This is a genomic window from Acetobacter fabarum (genome assembly GCF_022483405.1).
GTDB classification, from domain to species: domain Bacteria; phylum Pseudomonadota; class Alphaproteobacteria; order Acetobacterales; family Acetobacteraceae; genus Acetobacter; species Acetobacter fabarum.
The window spans coordinates 2,076,137-2,098,922 of the sequence record NZ_JAKVNI010000001.1; the positions used below are offsets into that span (position 1 = coordinate 2,076,137).

At 56.9% G+C, this 22,786-nt stretch carries 18 protein-coding genes; 8 read left to right on the forward strand and 10 right to left on the reverse strand.

Going from position 1 to position 22,786, the window contains the following annotated elements:
- Positions 1–7 precede the first annotated feature (7 nt).
- From LKE65_RS09680 to LKE65_RS09695, 4 genes are read right to left on the reverse strand one after another with little or no spacing between them, the layout of a single operon-like run.
- Positions 8–1,165, reverse strand: coding sequence for an NAD(P)/FAD-dependent oxidoreductase (locus tag LKE65_RS09680; RefSeq protein WP_086646807.1), 1,158 nt, complete (start codon positions 1,163–1,165; stop codon positions 8–10).
- Positions 1,162–2,547 (reverse strand): FAD/NAD(P)-dependent oxidoreductase, encoded by a 1,386-nt coding sequence (locus LKE65_RS09685; protein WP_165925810.1) that lies wholly within the window; start codon positions 2,545–2,547, stop codon positions 1,162–1,164. Before LKE65_RS09685 ends, LKE65_RS09680 begins: the two co-directional genes overlap by 4 nt.
- Entirely contained in the window at positions 2,532–2,831 is a 300-nt protein-coding gene (locus tag LKE65_RS09690; RefSeq protein ID WP_086646805.1) for a (2Fe-2S)-binding protein, read from the reverse strand. The genes LKE65_RS09685 and LKE65_RS09690 overlap by 16 nt, the downstream gene beginning before the upstream one ends.
- A gap of 56 nt (positions 2,832–2,887) precedes the next feature.
- Entirely contained in the window at positions 2,888–4,267 is a 1,380-nt protein-coding gene (locus tag LKE65_RS09695) for an aminotransferase class III-fold pyridoxal phosphate-dependent enzyme (protein ID WP_278741195.1), read from the reverse strand.
- A gap of 245 nt (positions 4,268–4,512) precedes the next feature.
- Between LKE65_RS09695 and LKE65_RS09700 the strand changes: the two genes are divergently transcribed.
- From LKE65_RS09700 to LKE65_RS09710, 3 genes are read left to right on the forward strand one after another with little or no spacing between them, the layout of a single operon-like run.
- A complete protein-coding gene (locus LKE65_RS09700) occupies positions 4,513–5,991 on the forward strand; it encodes an aldehyde dehydrogenase family protein (protein ID WP_278741196.1) in 1,479 nt (492 codons plus the stop codon).
- 6 nt (positions 5,992–5,997) lie between these two features.
- Positions 5,998–7,167 carry an amidohydrolase gene (locus tag LKE65_RS09705; RefSeq protein WP_278741197.1) on the forward strand — a complete coding sequence of 390 codons (1,170 nt, stop codon included), beginning with the start codon at positions 5,998–6,000 and terminating at the stop codon, positions 7,165–7,167.
- 45 nt (positions 7,168–7,212) lie between these two features.
- A complete protein-coding gene (locus LKE65_RS09710) occupies positions 7,213–8,280 on the forward strand; it encodes a tartrate dehydrogenase (RefSeq protein WP_095349874.1) in 1,068 nt (355 codons plus the stop codon).
- Between the two features lie 68 nt (positions 8,281–8,348).
- Here the strand turns inward: LKE65_RS09710 and LKE65_RS09715 are convergent, their stop codons facing one another.
- The 4 genes from LKE65_RS09715 to LKE65_RS09730 all read right to left on the reverse strand — a co-directional run bounded on the left by LKE65_RS09715 (position 8,349) and on the right by LKE65_RS09730 (position 12,991).
- Positions 8,349–9,239, reverse strand: coding sequence for a delta(1)-pyrroline-2-carboxylate reductase family protein (locus LKE65_RS09715; protein ID WP_278741198.1), 891 nt, complete (start codon positions 9,237–9,239; stop codon positions 8,349–8,351).
- Positions 9,240–9,290: 51 nt separating this feature from the next.
- A complete protein-coding gene (locus tag LKE65_RS09720; protein WP_278741199.1) occupies positions 9,291–10,913 on the reverse strand; it encodes an ABC-F family ATP-binding cassette domain-containing protein in 1,623 nt (540 codons plus the stop codon).
- A 237-nt stretch (positions 10,914–11,150) separates the two neighbouring features.
- Positions 11,151–11,963, reverse strand: coding sequence for a family 1 encapsulin nanocompartment shell protein (locus LKE65_RS09725; protein ID WP_165925805.1), 813 nt, complete (start codon positions 11,961–11,963; stop codon positions 11,151–11,153).
- 11 nt (positions 11,964–11,974) lie between these two features.
- Positions 11,975–12,991, reverse strand: a complete 1,017-nt coding sequence (locus LKE65_RS09730) for a Dyp-type peroxidase (RefSeq protein WP_278741200.1) — start codon at positions 12,989–12,991, stop codon at positions 11,975–11,977.
- 385 nt (positions 12,992–13,376) lie between these two features.
- Here LKE65_RS09730 and LKE65_RS09735 point away from each other — a divergent pair, with 385 nt between their 5' ends.
- Positions 13,377–15,791 (forward strand): recombinase, encoded by a 2,415-nt coding sequence (locus LKE65_RS09735; protein ID WP_278741202.1) that lies wholly within the window; start codon positions 13,377–13,379, stop codon positions 15,789–15,791.
- A 71-nt stretch (positions 15,792–15,862) separates the two neighbouring features.
- Here the strand turns inward: LKE65_RS09735 and LKE65_RS09740 are convergent, their stop codons facing one another.
- Complete coding sequence (locus LKE65_RS09740; RefSeq protein WP_278741203.1) at positions 15,863–16,360, reverse strand: lipocalin-like domain-containing protein; 498 nt, start codon at positions 16,358–16,360, stop codon at positions 15,863–15,865.
- A 198-nt stretch (positions 16,361–16,558) separates the two neighbouring features.
- Here LKE65_RS09740 and LKE65_RS09745 point away from each other — a divergent pair, with 198 nt between their 5' ends.
- The gene (locus LKE65_RS09745; RefSeq protein WP_278741204.1) at positions 16,559–17,470 is read left to right on the forward strand and encodes a LysR family transcriptional regulator; all 912 of its coding nucleotides are present in this window, start codon (positions 16,559–16,561) and stop codon (positions 17,468–17,470) included.
- Between the two features lie 9 nt (positions 17,471–17,479).
- On the opposite strand, the gene LKE65_RS09750 is transcribed toward LKE65_RS09745, so the two are convergent.
- Positions 17,480–18,403 (reverse strand): LysR family transcriptional regulator, encoded by a 924-nt coding sequence (locus tag LKE65_RS09750; protein ID WP_278741205.1) that lies wholly within the window; start codon positions 18,401–18,403, stop codon positions 17,480–17,482.
- Between the two features lie 119 nt (positions 18,404–18,522).
- Here LKE65_RS09750 and LKE65_RS09755 point away from each other — a divergent pair, with 119 nt between their 5' ends.
- The 3 genes from LKE65_RS09755 to LKE65_RS09765 are packed head-to-tail and all read left to right on the forward strand — an operon-like array spanning position 18,523 to position 22,781.
- A complete protein-coding gene (locus LKE65_RS09755; protein ID WP_165925803.1) occupies positions 18,523–20,160 on the forward strand; it encodes an MFS transporter in 1,638 nt (545 codons plus the stop codon).
- Positions 20,161–20,176: 16 nt separating this feature from the next.
- Entirely contained in the window at positions 20,177–21,253 is a 1,077-nt protein-coding gene (locus LKE65_RS09760; RefSeq protein ID WP_278741206.1) for an HlyD family secretion protein, read from the forward strand.
- A gap of 4 nt (positions 21,254–21,257) precedes the next feature.
- Positions 21,258–22,781 (forward strand): efflux transporter outer membrane subunit, encoded by a 1,524-nt coding sequence (locus tag LKE65_RS09765; RefSeq protein ID WP_278741837.1) that lies wholly within the window; start codon positions 21,258–21,260, stop codon positions 22,779–22,781.
- Positions 22,782–22,786: the final 5 nt, after the last annotated feature.

A 22,786-nucleotide genomic window follows, 5' to 3' on the forward strand; every position in this document is an offset into this window, starting at 1 on the left:
AGGACTATTATAGGCTGACCGGAGCCGCAAAACGGGCAATGCTGAAGGGTTCAAGGGGAATTTCGGTTTTGCCTGTAGCCAGCAGGTCCGCCATGGTTGCCCCTACACCCGGCCCGAGCTGAAAACCGTGACCGCAGAATCCAAAGGCGTAATACAGGCCCGGCACGCGGGCACTTGGCCCCATAACGGGTAGATCATCATCGGTATAACCTTCAATGCCGGTCCATGTCCGAATAATGCGCAGGCGTGCAAAGTCAGGCAGAATACGCTCCAGATGCGGCATCTGCCTGACAGTGTTCAGCGGGTTAAGTTGTGCCCGCTTGGTGTTCAGGTCCACAGTGCCCCGTAGCCCGCCACCAAATACAATATTCCCGCGTTCCACCTGCCGCAGATAAACGCCTTCCTCCTCCACCCATGAGGCATAGCCAATAACCGGGTGAATACGGTAGGGAACGGGTTCTGTTACCCCCATCTGCGGAGCTTTGGGGGTTAGCGGCAGGTTTTCGCCAAACGCGGCAGCCATTTTTTGCCCCCATGCTCCGCTCGAAATCTGGAGCAGGGGGGCGGTAAAGCGCAGGCCATCAGCTGTTTCCACCACAAAATCTTCTGCCGTACGTGTAATATTGCTGACTTCGGCCCCCTCCCGCACAGTTGCACCCGCCCGCCGTGCAGCACGGCCAAACGCCGGTGCGGCAAGGCGGGGGTTGGCGTGCCCGTCAAGCGGGGAAAAAGACGCGCAGTCCACATCTGCCGCGAGCATGGGAAAGCGCTCTACAGCCTTGCGGCCACTGTAAAGCTCTAGTTCTAGCCCATAGGGTTTGCAGTCCTGTGCGTATTTTTCCAGTCGGGCGCTGTCCTCGGCTTTAAAAGCAACACGCACATGCCCGCTGGGCAGGAATTCAACATTTTCGCCAATCAGGCGGGGGAGGTCGCCCCACAGGGCGCGGGACCTGTTGGCAAGGGGGAGTTGGGGCAAAAAGCGGCCCTGGCGGCGCACATTGCCAAAATTGGTGCCCGAGGCATATTGGCCGACCAGATCGCGCTCAAGCAGAATAACGGACAAACCCCGCTGGCGCGCAAAAAACGCGGTTGCAGCCCCCATAATGCCGCCGCCAATAATAATAACATCGGCCCGTGCAGTGGTGTTGGTAACAGGCTGGCTCATGTCATAATACCCCGGATTTTGGCGGGTAAGGGTTTAATGGGCGCCGCACTGCGGATACGGCCTGCCTGTTCAATGGGTATGTTACGGGCCGCTGCCAGAACTTCCGCGCCGGCAAGGCCGCACATGCGCCCTTGACAACGGCCCATACCCACACGCACAAAAGCTTTGGCACGGTTGAGTTCCGGCGCATCCAGCGAACCGGCTGCCCGGCGAATATCACCTGCTGTCACGTTCTCGCAGCGGCAGATAACAGTCTCGTCCGGTAAGGAGGCAGCGTTCCGCCATGGCCAGGGAAAACCCGTTTCCAACCCGGTGCGGAAGGCCGTCATAGGCTCCAGCGCCTTGCGCAAACGAGCGACTTCCTGTGCAGACACAGTCAAGCCCAGATCAGCAAGGCAGCGCAGGGCGGCCAGAGCACCGGCATATTCCGCGCCATCTGCACCGCGTATGCCTGCACCGTCCCCTGCTGTGTAAACGCCTTGCTGCGATGTTGCGCCATCCTCGTCCGTAACAGGTAGCCACTGGCGGGATGTGGGGTCAAAGGCGAAGTCGCATTTCAGCAGGTCGGCCAGCTGCGTTTCCGAGCGCAGGCCATACCCCATGCCAACGGCATCGCCCACGGTATGGCGTAACTGACCACGGCTGTTCCGCCAGGTTACACCTCTTACACGCAACCCATCTTCATCATCCCGTTCTTCTATGCGTACGGGCTGAATACCGGCATGCAGGGCCACGCCAGCACGCATGAGCTCGGCCATATAACGCACACCCTGTGCCAGTATGGCGGGTCGGTGGCGCAGGCCACGCAGGCCTTTAATACGTGTTTTGAGGGATGACGTGTCCAGCACCGCCCGTGGCTTGATGCCAGCCTTGAGGTACTGCCACGCCACCAGATACAGAAGTGGCCCCGTGCCCATAAAGACTGGGGCTGCACCAACGGCGCAGGCCTGTGCCTTGAGCGCGATCTGGGCACCCCCAAGGGTAAACACGCCGGGTAATGTCCAGCCGGGGCAGGGCATAATGCGGTCGGTAGCCCCGGTAGCAATGATCAGCGCATCATAGGGAATGGCCTCTACCCGCTGGTTATGTTCCACCAGCACCTGCTGGTCCACAACACCCCATGCCAGCGTTTCTGGGCGGTATTCTATATGCGGGAGTAATTCTGCAAAAGCTGTATGCAGTGCCGTGGCGGAACGTGCGGAAGCGCCATAGAGCTTTGATGCTGGCCGCACAAAATTTTCCGGCTGCCTACGGTATATCTGGCCACCCTGCTGGCGGTTTTCATCCAGCACAATCGGGCGCAGGCCGGCCTGAGTAAGGGTTTGTGCCGCGCGTGTGCCAGCAGGCCCCGCCCCGACAACAATAACTACTGGCTTGTCCATGGCACCTCTGCTGTCACTATACGTAGGCCGGGAGTGGCGGGGGTGGAACAGGCGCGCAGTTCATCACCGCTTTCGGTCCATACGCGGCAATCCTGACAGGCTCCCATAAGGCAGAAACCTGCCCTTGGTTTTTGATCAAACTCATTCACACGGAGCTGCCCGCCAGCCAGAAGGAGGGCGGTTAGAATGGTGTCCCCCTCAAGCGCTGTAACGGGTTGCCCGTTCACTGTTATGGTAATGGGTGACCGCTGTGTTTCGGACACACGTCGGAAAAGTCCCTTCATGAGGGTGAATCTCCTGCCATGGCCGTGGCGGCGCATGTGCGCCACGGCTCGGTGTCTCAGGCAATTGCTGCGGCTATGTCCTTGTCGTCCAGCAATGCATTTAATACGACCTCGATACGATCGCACAGAATATCTGTTTCTTCCAGAGTCATGCACAGCGGAGGAGCCAGCCCGATGATGTCATCCCCAAAGGCGCGGAACAGAACGCCATTTTCGTAACCAATTCTGGCCAGTTTTTTGGAAATACCCAACGAGGCTGCAGGCTTGGTTTTGGCCTGTTTGTCTGTCACCAGTTCAATGGCTGCAAGCATGCCCATGGACCGGGTATCGCCCACAAGCGGGTGGTTCTTCATGCTGGCAAGGCGCTCAGCCAGATGCACACCGGAGCGTACGCCGTTTTCAAGCAGCCCGTTCTGGTAAAGGTCCAGCACGGCAAGGCCAATGGCAGCACTAACGGGGTGAGCGCTGTAGGTCATGCCGTGGCCTACGGCAACACCTGCGGGGGTCGCATCACGGATTGTGGCATACATGCCCTCGCTCATGAATACGGCTCCCATGGGGGCGTAGCCAGATGTCAGGCCCTTGGCTACGGTCATCATATCCGGCACAACATTTTCATGCTCACAGGCAAACAGGGGGCCTGTGCGGCCAAAACCGGTAATCACTTCATCCGTTACAAACAGAATATCCAGTTCCCGGCAGGCGTTGCGCATGGCGCTCAGCCACCCGACCGGCGGCACTGCAACACCACCCGAACCCTGCACAGGCTCACAGAAGAATGCGGCAACGTGTTCTGGCCCGCCAAGTTCGGCCACCTTGTTGTGCAGGTCGGCTACACAGGCGGCAATAATGGCGGCGGCATCCGGCCCTTTGGGGTGGCGGTAGGGGTCTGGGCTAGGGATGTGATGCTGCCAGGCTAGAGGCACATCTGCATTACGATGGAACGCAGCAAGGGCTGTAAGGCCAGCCCCGGTGTAAGTGCTGCCATGGTAGCCACGGGCCAGACCAATTACATGGCGTTTTTCCGGTGTGCCGCGGGCATGCTGGTAAAAGCGGATAAAGCGCAGGGCGCTATCCACGGCATCGGACCCACCTTGGGAGAAAAAGACCCGGTTAAGATCACCCGGCGTTACGGCCGCAAGGCGGGAGGCAAGGGTAATGGCGCTCTCGCTTGCAAAGCCAAAATAGCCGGTGGCATAGGGCAGGCGGGTCATCTGTTCTGCGGCGGCCTGCACAACACTTTGCTGGCCGTAACCCACGTTAACGCACCAGAGCCCAGCAAACCCGTCGAGCAGCTTGTTGCCATGAATATCCGTCAGCCATGATCCTTGACCGGATTGCAGGATGCGCGGTCCATGCTCTTCCTGATCACGCCATGATGAGACGGGATGGATCAGGTGGGCACGATCGAGTGATACAAGTGTCTCTGGAGTCATGGCTGTTGGTATCCGTTGTGTTGTTGGCCTTGTTTTTCCTATGCTGGTACGGGCGGAAAATATGGTGCTGTAACCAGTCGTTACGATAGCGGATTGTGCTGTTCTGGAGGCAGGGGCTGTAAGAAAGCATTAAATTGCCATTCACCCCGTTTTAGTATTTGCGCCAACAGTATGGATAAGAAAAACTACGATACCGCAATGACCTGAATGGCGTTTGCAACAGCCACAGTGCAGGGGAGTAGAGCGTGAACAATCTTGGTTTTCGTCCAGAAGATGTAGCGCTGCCCGTTGGGCATTTTCTGGCAGGCAGGCTTGTGCCCGGTGGGGCGGATATTGCCGTAACCAGCCCAGGGAATGGCCGCATTCTGGCACATCTGCCAGAAGCCGGGGCTGATCTGGTGGACGAGGCCGCACAAACTGCTGCCCGTGTGCAGCGCCAGAGTGGGTGGGCAAGCTGTGCTCCACGCGAGCGTGCAAAAGTTCTGCGCCGCTGGGCTGATCTGGTCGAGCGTAACGCCATGGAACTGGCCCGGCTGGAAACAGTCTGTTCCACCCGCCCCATTGCCCAGACAGTTGGGTGGGATATTCCTTTCCTTGCTGAAGGTATAAGGTTTTTTGCAGAGTATTGTGATAAGGTTGGCGGAGACGTAGCCGCAACAGCCACTAATCTTTTGGGCATGACCGTGTATGAGCCTTACGGCGTTACCGGGGCCATTGCGCCGTGGAACTTTCCGCTGGTCATGGCAAGCTGGAAAGTGGTGCCAGCTCTTGCCGCGGGGAATGGCACGGTGCTCAAGCCATCTGAAATGACGCCGTTTTCAGTGGTCAGGCTGGCCGAACTGGCTGTTGAGGCTGGGTTGCCCGCAGGGTTGTTCAATGTTGTGCAAGGTATGGGCCTTGCAACGGGGGAGGCCATTTGCCGGCATCCGGCTATTGGCAAACTCAGTTTTACCGGGTCCACCCGCACGGGTATTGCTGTCATGAAAGCTGCTGCTGAAAGCGGGCCAAAACCGGTTACGCTGGAACTGGGCGGGAAAAGCCCGCAACTGGTGTTTGATGATATTCCGAGTGTGGATGATGTGGCGGACCGCATTTTCCGCGCCTTTACAGGCAATGCCGGGCAGGTGTGTGTAACCGGCTCCCGCCTTATTGTGCAGCGTGGTGTGGCCGAACCCCTGATTGCAGCGCTTGTTGCACGGTGCGGGCAAGTAACGGCATTAGCCCCGTGGGATGAAAACGCAGCATATTCCCCCATTATTTCAGAACCACAGGCAAACCGTATTCTCGCACTGGTGCAAGGCAGTGTGCATGCAGGTGCGCAGGAACTGGTAGCCTGCAAACGTATGGATACGAATACCGGTGGCGTTTTCCTCTCCCCCGGTATGGTAATGGTCCAGAATGCAGAATGCCCCTTATGGCAGGAGGAGGTCTTTGGCCCCGTTCTGGCCATACAGGTGTTTGATGAGGATGATCAGGCATTTGCACTGGCTGAACACCCTGTTTATGGGCTGGCAGCCGGTGTGCATACTGCCTCCCTGCCCAGAGCCATGCGCGCCATTCGTATGCTCAAAGCTGGCACGGTATGGGTTAACCGTTATGGCCGTTCTTCAGACTTTGTTATTCCAACTGGCGGGTTTGGCGGTTCCGGCATTGGCAAAGACCTCGGCAGGCAGGCGTTTGAAGCTAATCTGAGGCTTAAAAGCGTGCTGATGGCGGCGGAGTAAACAGTTATGAAGCCATTGACTGTTGATGTCGCTTTTCTGGCTGAACTACGCAGGGATTTGCATGCGCACCCCGAACTCAGGTTTGAGGAGCACAGAACGTCGGCCCTTGTTGCCGAGTATTTGCAAAATCTGGGTTACGCGCCCCATATTGGCCTTGCCGGAACAGGGGTTGTCGCCACGCTGGATACGGGGATTGCAGGCCCCGCCATTATGCTGCGCGCCGATATGGATGCCCTGCCAGTAAGCGAGGCAGGACAAGCACCGTGGGCATCCTGCACACCCGGGGTCATGCATGCCTGTGGGCATGATGGGCATACCGCCATGCTGCTTGGTGCCGCGGCACTGCTTAAAGCAGACCCACCGCCATGCGGCCGGGTACACTTTGTTTTCCAGCCTGCGGAAGAGGGCGGGGCTGGTGCACAGGTTATGATAGATGAAGGTCTGTTTGATCTGTTCCCAACGGATTACTGTTTTGGCCTGCATAACTGGCCGGGGCTGGAAGCCGGGCGCATGGGGGTTCGTTCTGGCCCGATTATGGCGGGTGGCTGGCGCTTTGCAATCCAGATTACAGGCAAGGGGTCCCACGCGGCCCAGCCACATCTGGGCACGGACCCGCTGACTATTGGGGCAGCATTGGTGCAGGAGGCCCAGTTACTGGTGGCCCGCCGCACGGACCCCACCATTCCTGCCGTGGTGTCCTTCTGTGTTTTTGATGCAGGAACAACGGATAACATATTGCCAGAAACAGCCCGGCTGGCAGGTACCCTGCGTGCTCTGGACCCGGTGGTGCTTGATGAACTCAAGGATGGGCTGCAACGCCTGTGCAGTGGGCTACAGGTGGCCCATGGTGTTACCATACAGGTTAATTTTCATCAGCCTTACCCCGTTACGGTTAACGAGCACCATGCCACCCAGCTTGCACGCAAAGCCATGCGTGCACTGGAAGCACAAATGGGTGGCCCAGTGCCGGATATGGATATTACCCCCAGTCTGGCCTCCGAGGATTTTGGCTTCATGCTGCAAAAAAAGCCTGGAGCCTATGCCATGATCGGGAATGGGGAGTCTCATAAACTCCATTCTCCTGATTATGATTTTGATGATTCAATCATAACCAGAGGGGTGCGCTACTGGCACACTCTTGCCCATATATGTGCCGCGCAAGAGCATGCCCTCTGATTGAAAAAGACGTGTTTGTTCATCTGGTAATAAGGATAAAACCGAGTGAAGACTTATGAAATAGCCGTTATTCCGGGGGATGGTATTGGCACGGAAGTTATGCCGCAAGCCCTGAATGTTCTGGAGCGTGTGGCAGAAGTTTGCGATTTTGGAATAAAATTTCGCAATTATGACTGGAACTGCGAAACTTGGCTGCGCACCGGGCAGATGATGCCAAAGGACGGCATTGACCAGCTCTCACAAAGTGATTCCATTTTGCTGGGTGCTGTGGGCTTTCCGTCCGTTCCAGATCATATTTCGCTTTGGGGGCTGCTTATTCCCATTCGGCGGGAGTTCCACCAGTATGTCAATCTGCGCCCGGTCCGGCTTTTGCCGGGTATCCCGTGTCCATTGGCCAATAAAAAACCCGGCGATATAGATTTCTGGATTGTGCGTGAAAACTGTGAAGGCGAATATTCCCAGATAGGCGGCGTGTTTGGTGAAGGTACACCATCCGAAGGGGCTATGCAGACTGCGGTCTTCACCCGTTATGGCACAGACCGTATTCTCCGCTACGCATTTGAATATGCCCGTAAACTAGGGCGTTTGCACGTGACGTCAGCCACCAAATCCAATGGTCTGTTCCATTCCATGCCCTACTGGGATTCCCGGTTTGAAGCGATTGGCAAAGAGTATCCGGATGTGCGGATGGACCAGTACCATATTGATATTCTGGCCGCACGGTTTGTCATGTCTCCTGAACGGTTTGATGTGGTTGTTGGCAGTAATCTGTTTGGGGATATTCTGTCCGATCTGGGGCCGGGCATTACAGGCACAATTGCTGTTGCTCCCTCGGCCAATATTAACCCCGAACGGGCTTACCCCTCCATGTTTGAACCCGTTCACGGTTCCGCACCCGATATTGCAGGCCGCTTTATTGCCAACCCCGTAGGGCAGATATGGGCTGCGGCCATGATGCTGGAGCATCTGGGCGAGCCAGAAGCCGCAGGGCTGGTGATGCAGGCAATTGAAAAAACGTTGGAAAATCCGGCAACACCCCGCACCCCAGATATGGGCGGCACTGCGGGCACGCGTGAACTTGGCGCTGCCATTGTGCAGAATATTCCTGCGTAAATATAATACTCCCTACAGTCCATGGCCTCGTGTAAGGGGGCATGGACTGTGGGTACACTCAGGCTGGATTAATGCGGCACAACGCGGCAGGCAGCCAGATCCCACGCGGCACACCCAACGGACTTGAAAAAGACAGCCCGCTCCAAAGAGGGGGGAGTATGGAGTGCCGAAGCAAGAGAGCACACGCGCGCCCAGTCTACACCAGCCTGAAGCAGATCCCCTGCTTCGCTGGGTGCGCCTATTGGGTCATCAACATAAAGCTGGCTTGCGTGTACAGTGCGCGGTCCAACTTCGATCATATCTGGCCGAAAAGCACCAACGCCAATAATCAGGCTTTCTGGAGTTGGTTGTTCATTGTACAGGCACTCCCTGCTTGGTGTCACAGTGATAATGACGTCAAACCGGGTATCCTGCGGGGCTACCGGGCGCAGGTCGAGAGGCAGGGCCTGATGCCGTTCGCAAAAATCTTTTGCCCGTTCTGGGGTTCGGCCGCGTACAAAGACTGTTGTCTGGGGGTGTAGGCTGGCCAAGGCTGCACAATGGGCACTGGCCTGTGCACCTGTGCCAATAATCAGCACTTTACGGACAGGTTTGCGGGCTAGCAGGCGTATGCCCAGCATGCTTATGCCTGCGGTGCGGCGCATGGTTACTGTTGGGCCATCGAGCGAGAACAGGAGCTCGCCCGTTTTTGCATCTGCACAGGTTACCTGCCCCTGAATGGTCGGGCGTGATGTGCCAGCGTTATCGGGGCATATGGTCAAAAGCTTGGTGACCAGAATATCCGGGCTTGCACAGGGCATGGCCATGAGCAGGCCAGTCCCGCCCGGCGCACCAACAACCGTGCGTTCGGGGCAGGTTATGGCACCATTGGCGTAGTCCTGCACCGCAACGGCCAGCGCATCAACCAGACTGGCAAAGGGCAGGTATTCTGCGGTCTGAGCTGCGGAATAGTGCTTCATATCCGAATGGCCTTTCAAACCTTAATCGGTTGCCTGGTTCTGCTGGTGTTTCTACTCGTGCAGTCCCGGTGCTTCCCGTCCGGTTCGGGCGACATATTCAGTATATCCGCCATCATAACGGTGCAGGCCATCTGGAGTAAGCTCCAGCACACGGTTGGAAAGGGCTGCCAGAAAATGCCGGTCATGCGAGACAAAGAGCATGGTGCCATCATAATCAGCCAGTGCGGCAATCAGCATTTCCTTTGTCGCGATATCCAGATGGTTGGTTGGTTCGTCGAGCACCAGAAAGTTCGGCGGGTCATACAGCATCAACGCCATGACCAGCCGGGCTTTTTCACCCCCCGAGAGCACCTTGCAGCTTTTGTCCACGTCATCACCGGAAAAGCCGAACCCGCCAGCAACCGTGCGCAAAGCCCCTTGATTAGCCAGAGGGAAGGTATCGCACAATGTTTCAAACACCGTGCGCTCGCCGTCCAGCAGGTCCATGGCATGCTGGGCAAAATAGCCCATTTTAACACTGCCACCCAGCGTAACAGTGCCTGCATCGGGCTCGGTGGTGCCTGTTACCAGCTTGAGCAGGGTGGATTTGCCCGCGCCATTCACGCCCAGCACACAGCAGCGTTCCTGCCGCCGGATTAACAGGTCCAGACCTTTATAGATAACGCGCGAGCCGTAGCTTTTATCCACGCCACGCAGGTTGACCACGGAATCACCCGAGCGGGGCGCCTGCGGGAATGTAAAAGACAAAGCCTGTCGGCGCTTTGGTGGTTCCACCCGATCAATTTTATCCAGCTTTTTAACCCGGCTCTGCACCTGTGCTGCATGGGATGCACGTGCCTTGAACCGTTCAATAAACGCGACTTCCTTGGCCAGCATGGCCTGCTGCCGGTCAAACTGGGCCTGCTGGTGCTTTTCATTCAGGGCGCGCTGTTGTTCGTAGAACTCGTAATCGCCTGAAAAACTGGTCAGGGCGCCCCCATCAATTTCGATCACCTTGTTGATGATCCGGTTCATGAACGCCCGGTCATGCGATGTCATGAGCAACGCGCCATCATAACCCGCCAAGAACTGCTCCAGCCAGATCAGGCTTTCGAGGTCCAGATGGTTGCTTGGTTCATCCAGCAGCATCACGTCGGGCTTCATCAGGAGAATACGGGCAAGTGCGACACGCATTTTCCAGCCACCGGACAGGAGTGCTACGTCTCCGTCCATCATTTCCTGGCTAAAGCCCAGCCCATGCAGCACTTCACGCGCGCGGCCATCCAGTGCGTAGCCACCAAGCTCTTCAAAGCGGGCCTGAACCTCGCCAAACTGCTCCAGTATGGTATCCAGCTCGTCAAACCGCTCGGGGTCAGCCAGAGCGGTTTCCAGTCTGGCAAGTTCTGCTCCCACTTCGGCTACGGGGCCAGCACCATCCATGACCTCGGCAACCGCGCTGCGGCCTGCCATCTCCCCTACGTCTTGGTTGAAAAAGCCGATGGTAACGCCCCGGTCGGTCAGCACATGCCCTTCGTCCGGTTCCTCCTGCCCCGTAATCAGGCGGAAAAGCGTGGTCTTACCCGCACCATTGGGGCCAACCAGTCCGATTTTCTCGCCCTTTTGCAAGGCAGCAGACGCCTCGATAAAGATCACACGGTGACCATTATGTTTACTGATATTGTCGAGACGGATCATGGAACCTCGGAAAAAACGCGCATATGGGGGAACAGCAAAGCAGTCTTATCGCGTAACACCGGGGCTTCGTAAACTGCTGCGGGCATTAAGTTTTGCGCGGGCCACGCTTTGAGCACGGGCTGACATGCGCACAAAAAAGGCGGCATGGCCCGGTGGGGCGTTCTGGTTGCTCCCGTACCGGGCATATGCCGCCTTTATCAGCCTACCTGACCGGCAGATAGGCTGCGGGGAACGCTGTTAAGCAGAGGCCGTAGAATGATCCAGAGTAACCGTTGCCTCGCTGGTCAGCACGCGGAACATAAAGCTTTCCTGCAGGTAAAGTTCCACGGTTTCTGCCGTATGGCTCAGATAGCCAATGGAGAGATCCTGCCCGATATCAAGCACAAAATCCCCACCACGCATGGAGACGACAAAAGCGCCTTCAAGTGCAGGCGCCCAGATGATTTTGCCGTCAATCATGCTCTCAATATGCTTGCGAACGGGGTAGCCATCATCATCCCCGCTGCTAACCGCCAGATGCGCCTGTGCGCCCAGCACAACCGAATAGGGGCCATTGACGCCAGCAAGGCGCAGGGTGTTCAGGGCCTCTGCAATGGCGTGGGGGTAGTCCTTGGCCTGTGGCGGCAGTTTGAGATGGGGGTTGGAAGTGCCCTTACGCAGCCCACAAATACCAGCGGCTTCAAAGCCATCGAATATTGCGTGGTCTTCGGCAAAAGCAATTTTTTGCGCGGCGTCCTTGACGGTCTGCCAGTCTGAATCCAGAGCGCCGCGTTCTACGGCATCAATTTCTTCACGGGATAGAGTGAAGGGAACGCGCAGTTCAACCAGCGGCAGCACTTCGCGCTGGGTGGCCAGCACACCCGTATCTGAGGTGTCGATTTTTTTGCCACGCCCGGTTCCAACGCCTGCAAAAGCGGTGCCTTTGGGGTCTGGTGTATCTACCACACGGCGGCCAGCCAGATGGCGGCGGATGGTGCGGGTGGCTTCCTCCTCAATCTGGGACCAGGCTTCGGCGGAAATGGGGGCAAGGTGTTTGTGCAGGTTGTTCATGTCTGGCGTCCTTAATTCTTGAGTGATCCAATGCCGAGGGAACCGTCTTGCTTGTCACGCGGTGGAAGCTGAGGGGCAGGGGCGGCGGGTTGGGCCGGTCCTTCCATGTCCGGGGCAGCGTCCAGAAATTCACAGGTAGGCGTAAAGAACAGCGAACCGGTAACTGCGGTGCTTACGTCCAGCAGTCTGTCATAATTGCCCGGTGGTTTGCCGATAAACATGTTCTGGAGCATCTGCTCCGTTCGGGCCGGGGAGCGGGCGTAACCAATAAAGTACGTGCCAAACTCCCCTTTACCTACGGTGCCAAATGGCATGTTTTCACGCACGATCTGGAGTTGCTCACCGTTTTCTTCAATATTGGTGAGAACATTATGGGCGTAGCTGGGCTTTGCGGCTTCGGGCAGTTCTATGTCCGATACCTTTTTGCGACCAATAATGTGCTCCTGCACCTCGGTGGGAATGGCATCCCATTTTTTGATGTCGTGCAGGTACTTTTGCACAATCACGTAGCTTCCCCCCGCAAAAGCGGGGTCTTCTTCACCAATGATTGTGGCATTCGTGGCAACCTGACCAGAAGGGTTTTCCGTGCCGTCCACAAAGCCGAGCAGGTCGCGGGCATCAAAATATTTAAAACCGTGGACTTCATCCACAACGCTTGCAGCACCTTCCAGCCGGGCCACAAGTGCTGCAGCCAGTTCAAAACAGAGGTCCATCTGGGTTGCACGGATATGAAAAAGCAGGTCCCCCGGCGTTGCTGGCGCATGGTGCACGCCATTGATCTCACGGAAGGGGTGAAGTTCTTTGGGGCGTGGTGCGCCAAAAAGCTGGTCCCATGCCTGTGACCCAATTCCGGTTACGCAACTTAGCTTGCCATCTGGAATCCGAAAGCCAATTCCTCGCACAAGAGACGAAATATCCCCCAGAAGGTCCAGAACCTGCGGGTTGACCGAAGTATCGCTATCAAGGGTCAGAACCAGAAAAACTGCGGCCTGAGTCAGTTTTGGATCAACAAGTTGAGGTGTGGACAACGGACACAAGCTCCCAGCAGAAACGCACACGGTAACAACGCCAAGCAGCATAAGCCCATAAGGCGGGATGGCAAGATACAAGACGTATCATGCCCTGTAGCGGGAGCATTGCTGGCATTGCACCCGACGCATGAGCCGCTCTTGCCATAAGCGGGGGAGCCATAAAGGATGAGTCGCACCTCCCCTTAAATATTTAGAATGCGCCGCATTCGCAAAAAACAAAGCGGAAGGCTAGGGAAGTCCGGCCTTTGTTGCAAAGCCGGGGTTTTGTGCGGAATTTTGTACGTGCCAAATACCAGATATGGCGTAATCATCACCAACAAGACACAACATGAACGATTTTTGGCCGATTTTCTGCGGCTGGGCGAGATGATGGAGTCAATCTATGAACGGGCATTTTTTACATGCGAGCACTCTGGCCGCGCGACCTGTGGCAGCGCCGCGCTACCCGTTTGAAGAGGCTTTTGGCCTGCGCCCGGCACCGGCCCGTGCACTTGACCGGGGCATGGGGGAGGCGGTCGGGCGGCGGACAGTCTTCCGTCCATCGGATCATGAAAGTTTTGGGACAGTGGCCAGCAGAGTAGCCGCAGGCAACACGGGCCTGCTTGCCTGTGTGGATGAGAGGGAAACCCAGCAACTCCGCAATGCCATTGCCACCGGTGCGTTGCTGACATCCGGCAGGCACCTTCAGCACGGGGATGAGGATCAACCGGGCCGCAATATGGAAGTGTTTACCAATTGCGCGACGGCTATCTGCTCCTTTGCCAAGTTCTACCTGCTGCTAAATGGCTCGGGGGTAGGCCGTGCGTATGATGATGAACTCTGCATTGTAGATTGGGCACAGGCCCCAGACCTGCATTTTGTGCTGGGGAAAGATCATCCAGATTACCCGCATGACCGGGCAGGATTGCTCCATTTTGGTCTGGAAATGCAGATATTGCCCTGGGGTACACTGCTGGATGCGTTTGATGCAGACATGGAAGCGCAGGTTAGCAGTTTTTTAAACCAGTTTGTTCACACCTCCATGCCAGCACAGCCCAATGCGCTTGTGCATGTTATAGAAGATAGCCGCGAAGGATGGGCCAAAGCGGTCGAAATGATCGAAGCCATGGCCTTTCAGGGCGCGGAAGGGCGCTCTCTGGTGCTGGACTTCAGCCGCATTCGCTGCGCGGGTAGCCCTATTGCCGGCATGCAGGGGCGGCCGGCCTCTGGCCCGATCTCGCTCCTGCGTGGGCTGTTGAATGTGCGCGTCCATGTGATTGAACCCGCACGTAGCAACGGCATGCCCAAATGGGAGCAGGCGCTACGTGTGGACCACTATTTGTCTGTTGAGGTGCAGGTAGGTGGTGCTCGCCGTGCTGCGCGCATGGCCACCAAATCCTGGCGGGATACGGAAGTCCTCCGTTTTATTCGCGCCAAGGAGGAAGGGGGGCTATGGACAGCCAACCATTCGGTCATGGTGGATCAGGAATTCTGGCAGTGTGTGAATGACCCAGCGCAGGTCGGGCCGCTTGCCGAGCATGCAAGGGCAGTGTTTGCGGAAGCAACCCGTTGTGCATGGATTAATGGTGAGCCCGGTTTTATTAACGGCGATAAACTGGAAGATAACCGCACCGGCAGTGCCCGCCGTAAGCCCGTGCATGCGGATGGCAGGGATTTCCGCTCGTCGCGTTATCAGGCAACGCATGCTGCGGCATTACTGGCAGAGCTGGCGGGTTGCGCGGCCGAAGCACATTTTCCGGTTACGACCAACCCGTGTGGTGAAATTACGCTCCACGTAACGGGTGGCTACTGCGTTATTGGAGATTTTGCGCCGCTGCTGGCATGCCCTGTGCCTCTGGAGGACGTCACTCCGGGCGATCTGCCGCTTGAATTGGCACAGGCGTGGGATGCGCGAGTAAGGGATTCCGTAAGGCTGGGCGTTCGTTTTCTGCTGCGGGCAAACCGGATGGATGCCTTGTATGCGCAGGAAGTAGCCCGCACAAACCGCATAGGCATTGGTCCCACCGGGCTGCATGAATGGGCATGGCTACGGTTTGGCCTCGGCTTTAAAGACATGCTGGACGAAAAACGGGCAGCGTCTTTCTGGAAGGCGGTGCACCAGCTTTCCTGCATCGCCAAAGCAGAGGCCAACGCCTATGCGCAGGATATGGGCGCAGAACGCCCGGTTACAGTGACCACAGTCAAACCCGCAGGCACAACCTCCAAACTGTTCGGCCTGACCGAAGGGGCACACTTGCCAGCCAGACGGCAGTATTTGCGCTGGGTACAGTTTAAAGGCGTACGGCGTGAAGATGGTGTGTGGGAAAACGGTACGGACCCGCTTTTGTCTACCTACGAGGCAAAAGGCTACCCTGTTCGGTCGTTACGGAGTTTTCCCGGAATGAGCATTGTCGGATTTCCAACAGTGCCTCTTATCCAGCGGCTGGGTATGGGCGAGAGGGTTCTGACTGCGCCGGAAGCCACACCGGAGGAGCAGTTTCGCTGGTTGGAACTTTTGGAAAAATACTGGATTGGTGCAGAGCAGGGGAATCAGGTTTCCTACACGCTCAAAATTTATACGGATCGTCATGATCTGGAAAATTTCCGCGCCATGGTCGCCAAATACCAGCCAGGGGTCAGGTGCTGCGCCGTACTGCCAAGCCGTGCGGATTCAGACCTTGGCTACGAATATCTGCCGGAAGAGGAAGTTTCCGCAGGTCAGTTTGCAGCCATTACCGCAGGGATTGCGGATGAAAAGGTGCGTGAGGTTGTAGACTGGGCGCATCTACAATGCGCCAGTGGCGTATGCCCGGTCTGACCGGATAAAGCTGCCACATACACACCTTACCTAAAGTAAGGTGTGTATGTGGGGTGTCCTGCGTGGCGGGTTTACGCGTTACCCGCCCGGCGGAAGCGGATAATGCTGCGCGACAGCCGCCCAGCCGCCCAGTTAGGCATTTTACGCCATGGGGTGACAACATCCGCATATTCACCATTAAGGGTGACTGTTCTGCGCTGTTCGGTGCCAACCCATTCTGGTGCCCATGCGGTCTGCACGCTGGTAATCCACTGGTCACCTTCAACACGGTAGTGCCCGATATAGGCCACCAGTGTTTTCATCAACTGGGAGCGGTCGGCATCTGTTGTTGCGGCAAGGCGGTTGCTGCCTTCCAGGTTAAAAGCGACCCAGCCATCGGGGGTAAAGACAACACGGCCGCGGGGCGCTGGCCCCATTGCGTTGATGAAGTTGCCGGTTTCTTTTTCTTCCACCTTGTAGGACACGAGTTCCCATGTGCCGATAAGGTTCTGCCGCAGGGTATCTTCATGCGATGGGGCAGGAGCGTTATAATCTTCCTTGATCCGCTCGACGGTCGCTTGCATTGGCATTGTCTTATTCCGTTGCTATTTCGTATCATCTGTCTGTTTTTTGACAGATGGGCAAAGGATGTTTTGCGCTTTACCTTGATGTTCTGAAGCGAATATGCCCCTCCTTTCACATCTTCGGTAGTGACAATTAAGGAAAAATAATATTACGCTAAACGCAAAACTGGGCGACCAGAGTGCGTTACCAAAGGAGCAGGCTCCATGTCTTATGACGAAACCGGAGATCTACGTTTTTTCATAAGTCTGGTGGATGCAGGCAGTCTTTCCGCTGGAGCGCGCAGTCTGGGCACATCTCCGGCCGCGGTATCCCGCCGTCTGGCACGTCTGGAAATGCGGCTGGGCAGTACGCTGGTTATCCGGAATACGCGCCATTTTGGCCTGAGCGAGACGGGGCGTTTATACTATGAACGCGCCCTGACCATTGTGGCTGATATTGACCAGTTGGAGGAGGAAATATCGTCCAGCACCAACGCGCCGCGTGGCACGTTGAGTATTGGCGCTCCGGTAGAACTGGGCCGCAGGCAGATCGCACCGTTTATTGAAGCCTTTAGCGCCAAGCACCCACGCCTGATGATCAATCTGGCCCTTGCGCCAGAAGGGAACTATGACTATAACGATTATCTGGACGTTGTGCTCCGCCTCGGTCTGCCAGAAACACCGGGGGCGGTAGTGACCCGTCTGGCCTCCACAATGCGGGTGTTGTGTGCATCCCCCGCCTATATTGCACGTCATTCCATGCCGACCCATCCACGTGATATTCCCAAGCATGATTGTTTATGCCTGCGCAAAAATAAAACCATGGCATTGCTGAATAAATGGGTTATCGGGAATGAGACGGAAACAGATGTGGTTATGGTGGAGCCACGCCTTTCCACCACCAACGCCGAGATCATTCATGACTGGGCGCTCTCAGGGCAGGGGATTGCCTACAAACTGCTCTGCGACGTTTATCAGGACCTTGAAGAAGGCAAGCTGGTGCGTATTCTGCCGGACCTGCAGGGCGAAAAAATTGACCTCTATGCAGTCCTGCCCACACGGCAGCATACGCGGGCCAGCGTTAAGGCTTTTTTGAGCGATTTGCGGCCTTATATCCGCACGGCAGGTTTTTTGTAAAACTGCTGATTATTGCGTGTAAGCCCCCAGAACCTGCCGCGAAACACGGAACAGGGTTTCACGCAGCCAGCGATGTACGGGGTCTGTATCCCGCCGTGGGTGCCATGCCTGAAAAGCATCAATACTGGGCAGGGATAACGGAAACTCGAATGTTGCCAGCTCCAGTGCCTTGAGCGAGATATGCTCCACAACAATACCGGGCAGGGGTAGAATAAGGTCAGAGCCCTTCATGCTCTCCACCATGCAATGGTAGTTGGGTACCACCATGGCTATGCGCCGGGTCAGCCCGAACTGGTTGCGTAAAATCCAGTCTATAGGGCCTTGCGCACGACCACGGCGGGACACGCTGATGTAATCATACAGCACCATACTCTGGGGGGTAACGGGGGTTGCCAGAATGGGGTGGTCCTTGCGCACAACGCCGCGCATATGGTCGCGGAACAGGGTCTGGCGCCTGATTTCGGGCTTCATAACATCCGTTGCGCCAATATAAAGGTCAACGCGACCATGGCGGAGCGGGTCGGATGCGGGGTCATCAATCTCTGGTGCCCAGATCAGTTCGCAGCGTGGGCACTCCTTTTTCAGGGCCTGCAGAAGTGGCAGGGCAAGGGATGCCACAACCAGATCATTTGCGCGGATGGTAAAGGTAGGTGCCATGTTGGCCAGATTGGCCAGTGCGCGTGTTTCTATCAGGCTGTCGGCTGCGCGAACAAGCTCCTGCACCCTGTCCAGAATACCAGCAGCAAAAGCGGAAGCACTCATGCTACGACCAGACTGGACCAGAATGGGGTCTGCAAAAGCGATGCGTAACTTGGCCAGGTGGCGGCTCATGGCTGGTTCGCTCACCTCCAGCCGCCTTGCCGCGAGCGAGACGCTTTCCTCCTCGATAAGAACCTGTAGGAAGCGCAGCAGATCTAGGTCATAGCCTCTCATGGTTGCAAAAATAGACGTTATCTGGCGCAGGCACCACCATTTATCGTTCCAGAAAGTGGAATCGTTAGTTGCCGTGAATGGGGGTTGTTTGTGGCCTGCCAATCGGGAACATGCGGGGCATGACAAATGCCGCTTCTGCACCGGCGGCTGGTGCGCCTGTTATCCATGCGTCACCACCGCAGTTTTCCTATATTCCGCCATTTGGCCTGCGCACCGTTGTTGGGTGTCTGGGCATGCTGCTTGCCGTGCATGTTGCAGGTTTTAATGAGCATGTGACCGAAATCGGACTGTCCGACATTCGTGGGGCCATGCACATTGGCCATGATGAAGGCACGTGGGTCATTGCCATTTACGAGGCGTTCAACATCGCGGCCATGGCGTTTACGCCCTGGTTCTACATGACGTTCTCGATCTACCGGTTTTCCATTTTCATGACTGCGGTTCTGGCACTCCTGTCCATTCCCGCTCCCTTTATGCCGGATGTCACATCGCTTTGCATTCTCCGGGCGTTTCAGGGGTTATCCGCTGGCTGCCTACCACCGGTGCTCATGACCGTGATGCTGAAGTACCTGCCACCCCAGATCCGTGTATTTGGCATCGGGGGCTACGCCATGAGTGCCACTTTTGGCCCCAATCTAGGCCTGCCGCTGGAGGCCTTCTGGTTTGAGCATGTAGGCTGGCACTGGCTATACTGGGAGATCATACCCACAGCAGCGCTTGCCATCGCCATGATGGCTTATGGCTTGCCGCGGGATCCAATGCATTTTGAACGGTTTGAGAAGTTTAACTGGCTGGGTATTCTGGTCGGGCTGCCTGCCATATGCTCTCTGGTCATTGTGCTGTATCAGGGGGATAGGCTGGACTGGTTCCGCTCCCCTATCATCACCAATCTTACATTCTGGGGCGTGGCGGCATTTATTGTCTTTGTGATCAACGAGGCTTTTCACCCCAGCCCGTATTTTAGAATTCAGTACTGGCGCTCACGCAATATTCAGGCATCCCTGCTATCGCTGGTTGGTATTCTGGCCATCTGTTCCATTATGGCGGAAATCCCGGCTACTTACCTGCAATCCGTGCGGGGGTACAGACCCATACAAACGGCACCGGTATCTCTGGTTGTGGCTCTGCCTCAACTGGTCATGCTCCCGCTGATCGCCTGGGTCTGTAATAACCGCAAGGTGGACTGCCGCTTTGTGCTGGCAGGCGGCATGCTGTGCCTTGCCGGTTCCGCCTGGTTAGGCACGTGGCTGACGGTCGACTGGGTGCGGGACAATTTTTACCTGCTCCAGATACTTCAGGTATTTGGCCAGCCCATGACTGTTATTCCCACCCTTATGCTGGCAACAATGGCCATGGGGCCGGCCGATGGGCCATTTATTTCCGGCATGGTGAACATGCTCAAAGGGTTGGCCAATGCGGTCGCATTTGCCCTTTTTTCCGCCGCCACCCGCAGGCGGGAGCAATACCATTCCACCATGCTGCTAGACCACCACGGCACGCACCAACTGGCGTTGCAGGGTATGGGTAATCCAATTGAGCAGCAACTTGGCGGCACATCGGCTGATGGTGCGCATGTGGCCTGGAACGGGTTGCAGGTTTTCCATACCTTTGTGCACGAACAGTCGCTCGTTCTGGCCCTGACAGACCTGTATTATGCGCTGATCTGGGTCTGCCTTGCGTATGCCGCCATGAATCTTGTTCTACCGCACCGTGTGTATCCACCGCGTGCACCTTCCCCCAACACTCCTGCCCGTTAAACCGGAATAACAGACCATGATTTACAAAAAACCTCTGCTTTATGCCGGATGCGCTGCCGGTGTGCTTGCCCTTGCCGCATGGGGGGGCGCGCGTCTGGTTAATGGGGATGGCGTTAATCAGTACACAAATGATGCGTATGTTACGGCTGATTTTACAACCGTAGCCCCCAAGGTTGCAGGCCGCATAGACCGCGTTATTGCTCAGGACAACGAGCGTGTGCACGCAGGTGAGGAACTTGCGCATATAGAGGATGATGATTACCGCGCAGCTCTGGACGTTGCCAAAGGCAATGTGCTGGCTGCTGAAGGCGATGTTGCAAACCTGAGCGCGGAACTGACCCGGCAGGACGCTCTTATAGCACAAGCCCGCGCAGCTGTTCTGGCAGATCAGGCCGACCTGATATTCGCGCGCCAGAACACCACACGCTATCGCAACCTTTCATCCGGTGGGGCCGGCACCATTGAGCAGAAACAGTCTTCTGAGGCGCATGAAAAAGAAGCACTGGCCGCCATAACCCGTGATCAGGCCGGGGTGGATGCGGCTATCCGCCAGGTTGCCGTGCTTCAGGCGCAGCTTGAACACGCCAAGGGTGTTCTGTTGCATGCGCAAGGCGCTGCCAAACAGGCTGAACTTGATCTGTCCTACTGCTCCATTCCCGCACCAGTGGATGGTGTAGTGGGGGAGAGAGGTGTTCGGGTTGGGGCTTATGTGCATCCGGGCACGGGAATTCTGGCGGTGGTGCCTACACAGGCCGCTTATGTGCTTGCCAATTTTCAGGAAACCCAGCTCACCAGTGTTCAGGCGGGCCAGCAGGCAACAGTCTGGGTGGATACGTTCCCCGGCCAGCCACTTAAGGCCCATGTGGATTCACTGGCCCCCGCCACTGGCGTAGCTTTTGCTCCCATTCAGCCAGATAACGCCACGGGTAACTTTACCAAGGTTGTCCAGCGTATTCCGGTCAAGCTGACGTTTGACCCCGGCCAGCCCATGGCGGCCAAGGTCCGGGTTGGTATGTCTGTGGAAGTGAATATTGATACGGCTTCCAAACCCGAAGGGGCGCATGCGCATGATGCACGCTATATCTGGCAGTAATGGCATGAAGTATCTGTTGCTGGCTGGTTTTTCAGCCCTCGCTCTTACTGGCTGTAATGTGGGGCCAGATTACCACAAGCCCAAGGTCAGCGCGCCAGCCACGTGGCGGTCAACGCAGCCCCCAGCACAAAGCCGGATCAGCACGGCATCGACCGACCCGGCCTGGTGGACCCTTTTTAAAGATCCTGCCCTGTCACAGTTGGAGCAGGACGTTGCAGCGTCCAATCTGGACCTGCAGGCGGCCAGCCTGCGGTTGATGCAAAGCCGGGCGGAGCGGCGCATTGCCAGTGCAGCCCAGCTCCCCCACATGGAAGCCAATGCCTCCTACGCGCGGGAACGGGCGAGCAGCAACGGTATTCTGGGGCTAATGGGCAACATGGAGCAGGCCGGGGCTGGGAGTATTGCCAATGGCACTCAGGGTTTTGGCCCCGCAGCACTACCGGGGAGTGTGGGCAACCCCTCTTTTAACCTTCCACAATACGGCATGAATGCCTCCTGGGAGGTAGATCTGTGGGGGCATGTGCGCCGGCAGGTGGAGGCGGCAACAGCTGCCGTGCACGCTACGGAAGAACTCCGGCGTGATATACTCGTCTCCCTTATGGCTGAAACAGCCCAAACCTACATAGACCTGCGTGCCACACAGGCGCAGATTGGTATTCTGGACCACAACATTGCCATTGCCCGCCATAGTGTCCAGCTGACCACCATGCGGCTGGAGCAGGGGGCAGCAACCCGGCTGGATGTGGCACAGGCTACGGGGCAGTTACACATGTTTGAATCCCGTGCAGCCCCGCTGCAGGCGCAGGCCACACATTTATTGAATAGCCTGAGCTTTCTGGTCGCGCGTGAGCCCGGTGCCCTTGATGCCACATTGGGTAAGCCAGCGGCTGTGCCGCCAGTGCCTGATTCTGTGCCCGTAGGCCTGCCTTCGGAACTGGCGCAGCGGCGGCCGGATATCCGGATGGCAGCAGACCGGCTGCACGCAGCTACGGCTAGTATTGGCGTGGCTGTGGCCGATTTTTTCCCGCGGATTACTCTTTCTGGCAGTCTGGACGTGCAAGCCCTCCAGTTTAGTGGGCTTGGGTCATGGGCGTCCCGCCAGTATGGGTTTGGCCCAACTGCCACACTGCCTATTTTTGAAGGCGGGCGACTGACCGGGCAACTCCACCTGCGCAAGGCGCAGCAGCAGGAAGCCTCCGTTTTATTCCAGCGCACGGTGCTTAAGGCCTGGCAGGAGATTGACGATGCCATGGCCAACTTTACTGCCGCCCAGAAAAGGCGGGATGAACTGGTACAGGCCGTGCAACAGAACGAAATAGCCCTGAATGTTGCCCAGGCGCAGTATGTGCAGGGTGCCTCTGATTTTTTGAATGTGCTGAGCGCACAGAACGCCCTGCTGGCATCGCAAAGCGCGCTGGTTGAAGCCACCGCCCATGTGGCGGGGTCGGTTACACAGCTTTACCGTGCCATTGGAGGTGGCTGGGAAACACTGTACCCTGACGCCCAAGAAACCCCTAAACATGTGTGAGAACA

What these genes read in the sequence shown, in the direction of transcription:
- LKE65_RS09680 (WP_086646807.1), bottom strand. Translation starts at nt 1,165, where the DNA reads ATGAGCCAGCCTGTTACCAACACCACTGCACGGGCCGATGTTATTATT.
- LKE65_RS09685 (WP_165925810.1), bottom strand. Translation starts at nt 2,547, where the DNA reads ATGGACAAGCCAGTAGTTATTGTTGTCGGGGCGGGGCCTGCTGGCACA.
- LKE65_RS09690 (WP_086646805.1), bottom strand. Translation starts at nt 2,831, where the DNA reads ATGAAGGGACTTTTCCGACGTGTGTCCGAAACACAGCGGTCACCCATT.
- LKE65_RS09695 (WP_278741195.1), bottom strand. Translation starts at nt 4,267, where the DNA reads ATGACTCCAGAGACACTTGTATCACTCGATCGTGCCCACCTGATCCAT.
- LKE65_RS09705 (WP_278741197.1), top strand. Translation starts at nt 5,998, where the DNA reads ATGAAGCCATTGACTGTTGATGTCGCTTTTCTGGCTGAACTACGCAGG.
- LKE65_RS09715 (WP_278741198.1), bottom strand. Translation starts at nt 9,239, where the DNA reads ATGAAGCACTATTCCGCAGCTCAGACCGCAGAATACCTGCCCTTTGCC.
- LKE65_RS09720 (WP_278741199.1), bottom strand. Translation starts at nt 10,913, where the DNA reads ATGATCCGTCTCGACAATATCAGTAAACATAATGGTCACCGTGTGATC.
- LKE65_RS09725 (WP_165925805.1), bottom strand. Translation starts at nt 11,963, where the DNA reads ATGAACAACCTGCACAAACACCTTGCCCCCATTTCCGCCGAAGCCTGG.
- LKE65_RS09735 (WP_278741202.1), top strand. Translation starts at nt 13,377, where the DNA reads ATGAACGGGCATTTTTTACATGCGAGCACTCTGGCCGCGCGACCTGTG.
- LKE65_RS09740 (WP_278741203.1), bottom strand. Translation starts at nt 16,360, where the DNA reads ATGCCAATGCAAGCGACCGTCGAGCGGATCAAGGAAGATTATAACGCT.
- LKE65_RS09745 (WP_278741204.1), top strand. Translation starts at nt 16,559, where the DNA reads ATGTCTTATGACGAAACCGGAGATCTACGTTTTTTCATAAGTCTGGTG.
- LKE65_RS09750 (WP_278741205.1), bottom strand. Translation starts at nt 18,403, where the DNA reads ATGAGAGGCTATGACCTAGATCTGCTGCGCTTCCTACAGGTTCTTATC.
- LKE65_RS09755 (WP_165925803.1), top strand. Translation starts at nt 18,523, where the DNA reads ATGACAAATGCCGCTTCTGCACCGGCGGCTGGTGCGCCTGTTATCCAT.
- LKE65_RS09760 (WP_278741206.1), top strand. Translation starts at nt 20,177, where the DNA reads ATGATTTACAAAAAACCTCTGCTTTATGCCGGATGCGCTGCCGGTGTG.
- LKE65_RS09765 (WP_278741837.1), top strand. Translation starts at nt 21,258, where the DNA reads ATGAAGTATCTGTTGCTGGCTGGTTTTTCAGCCCTCGCTCTTACTGGC.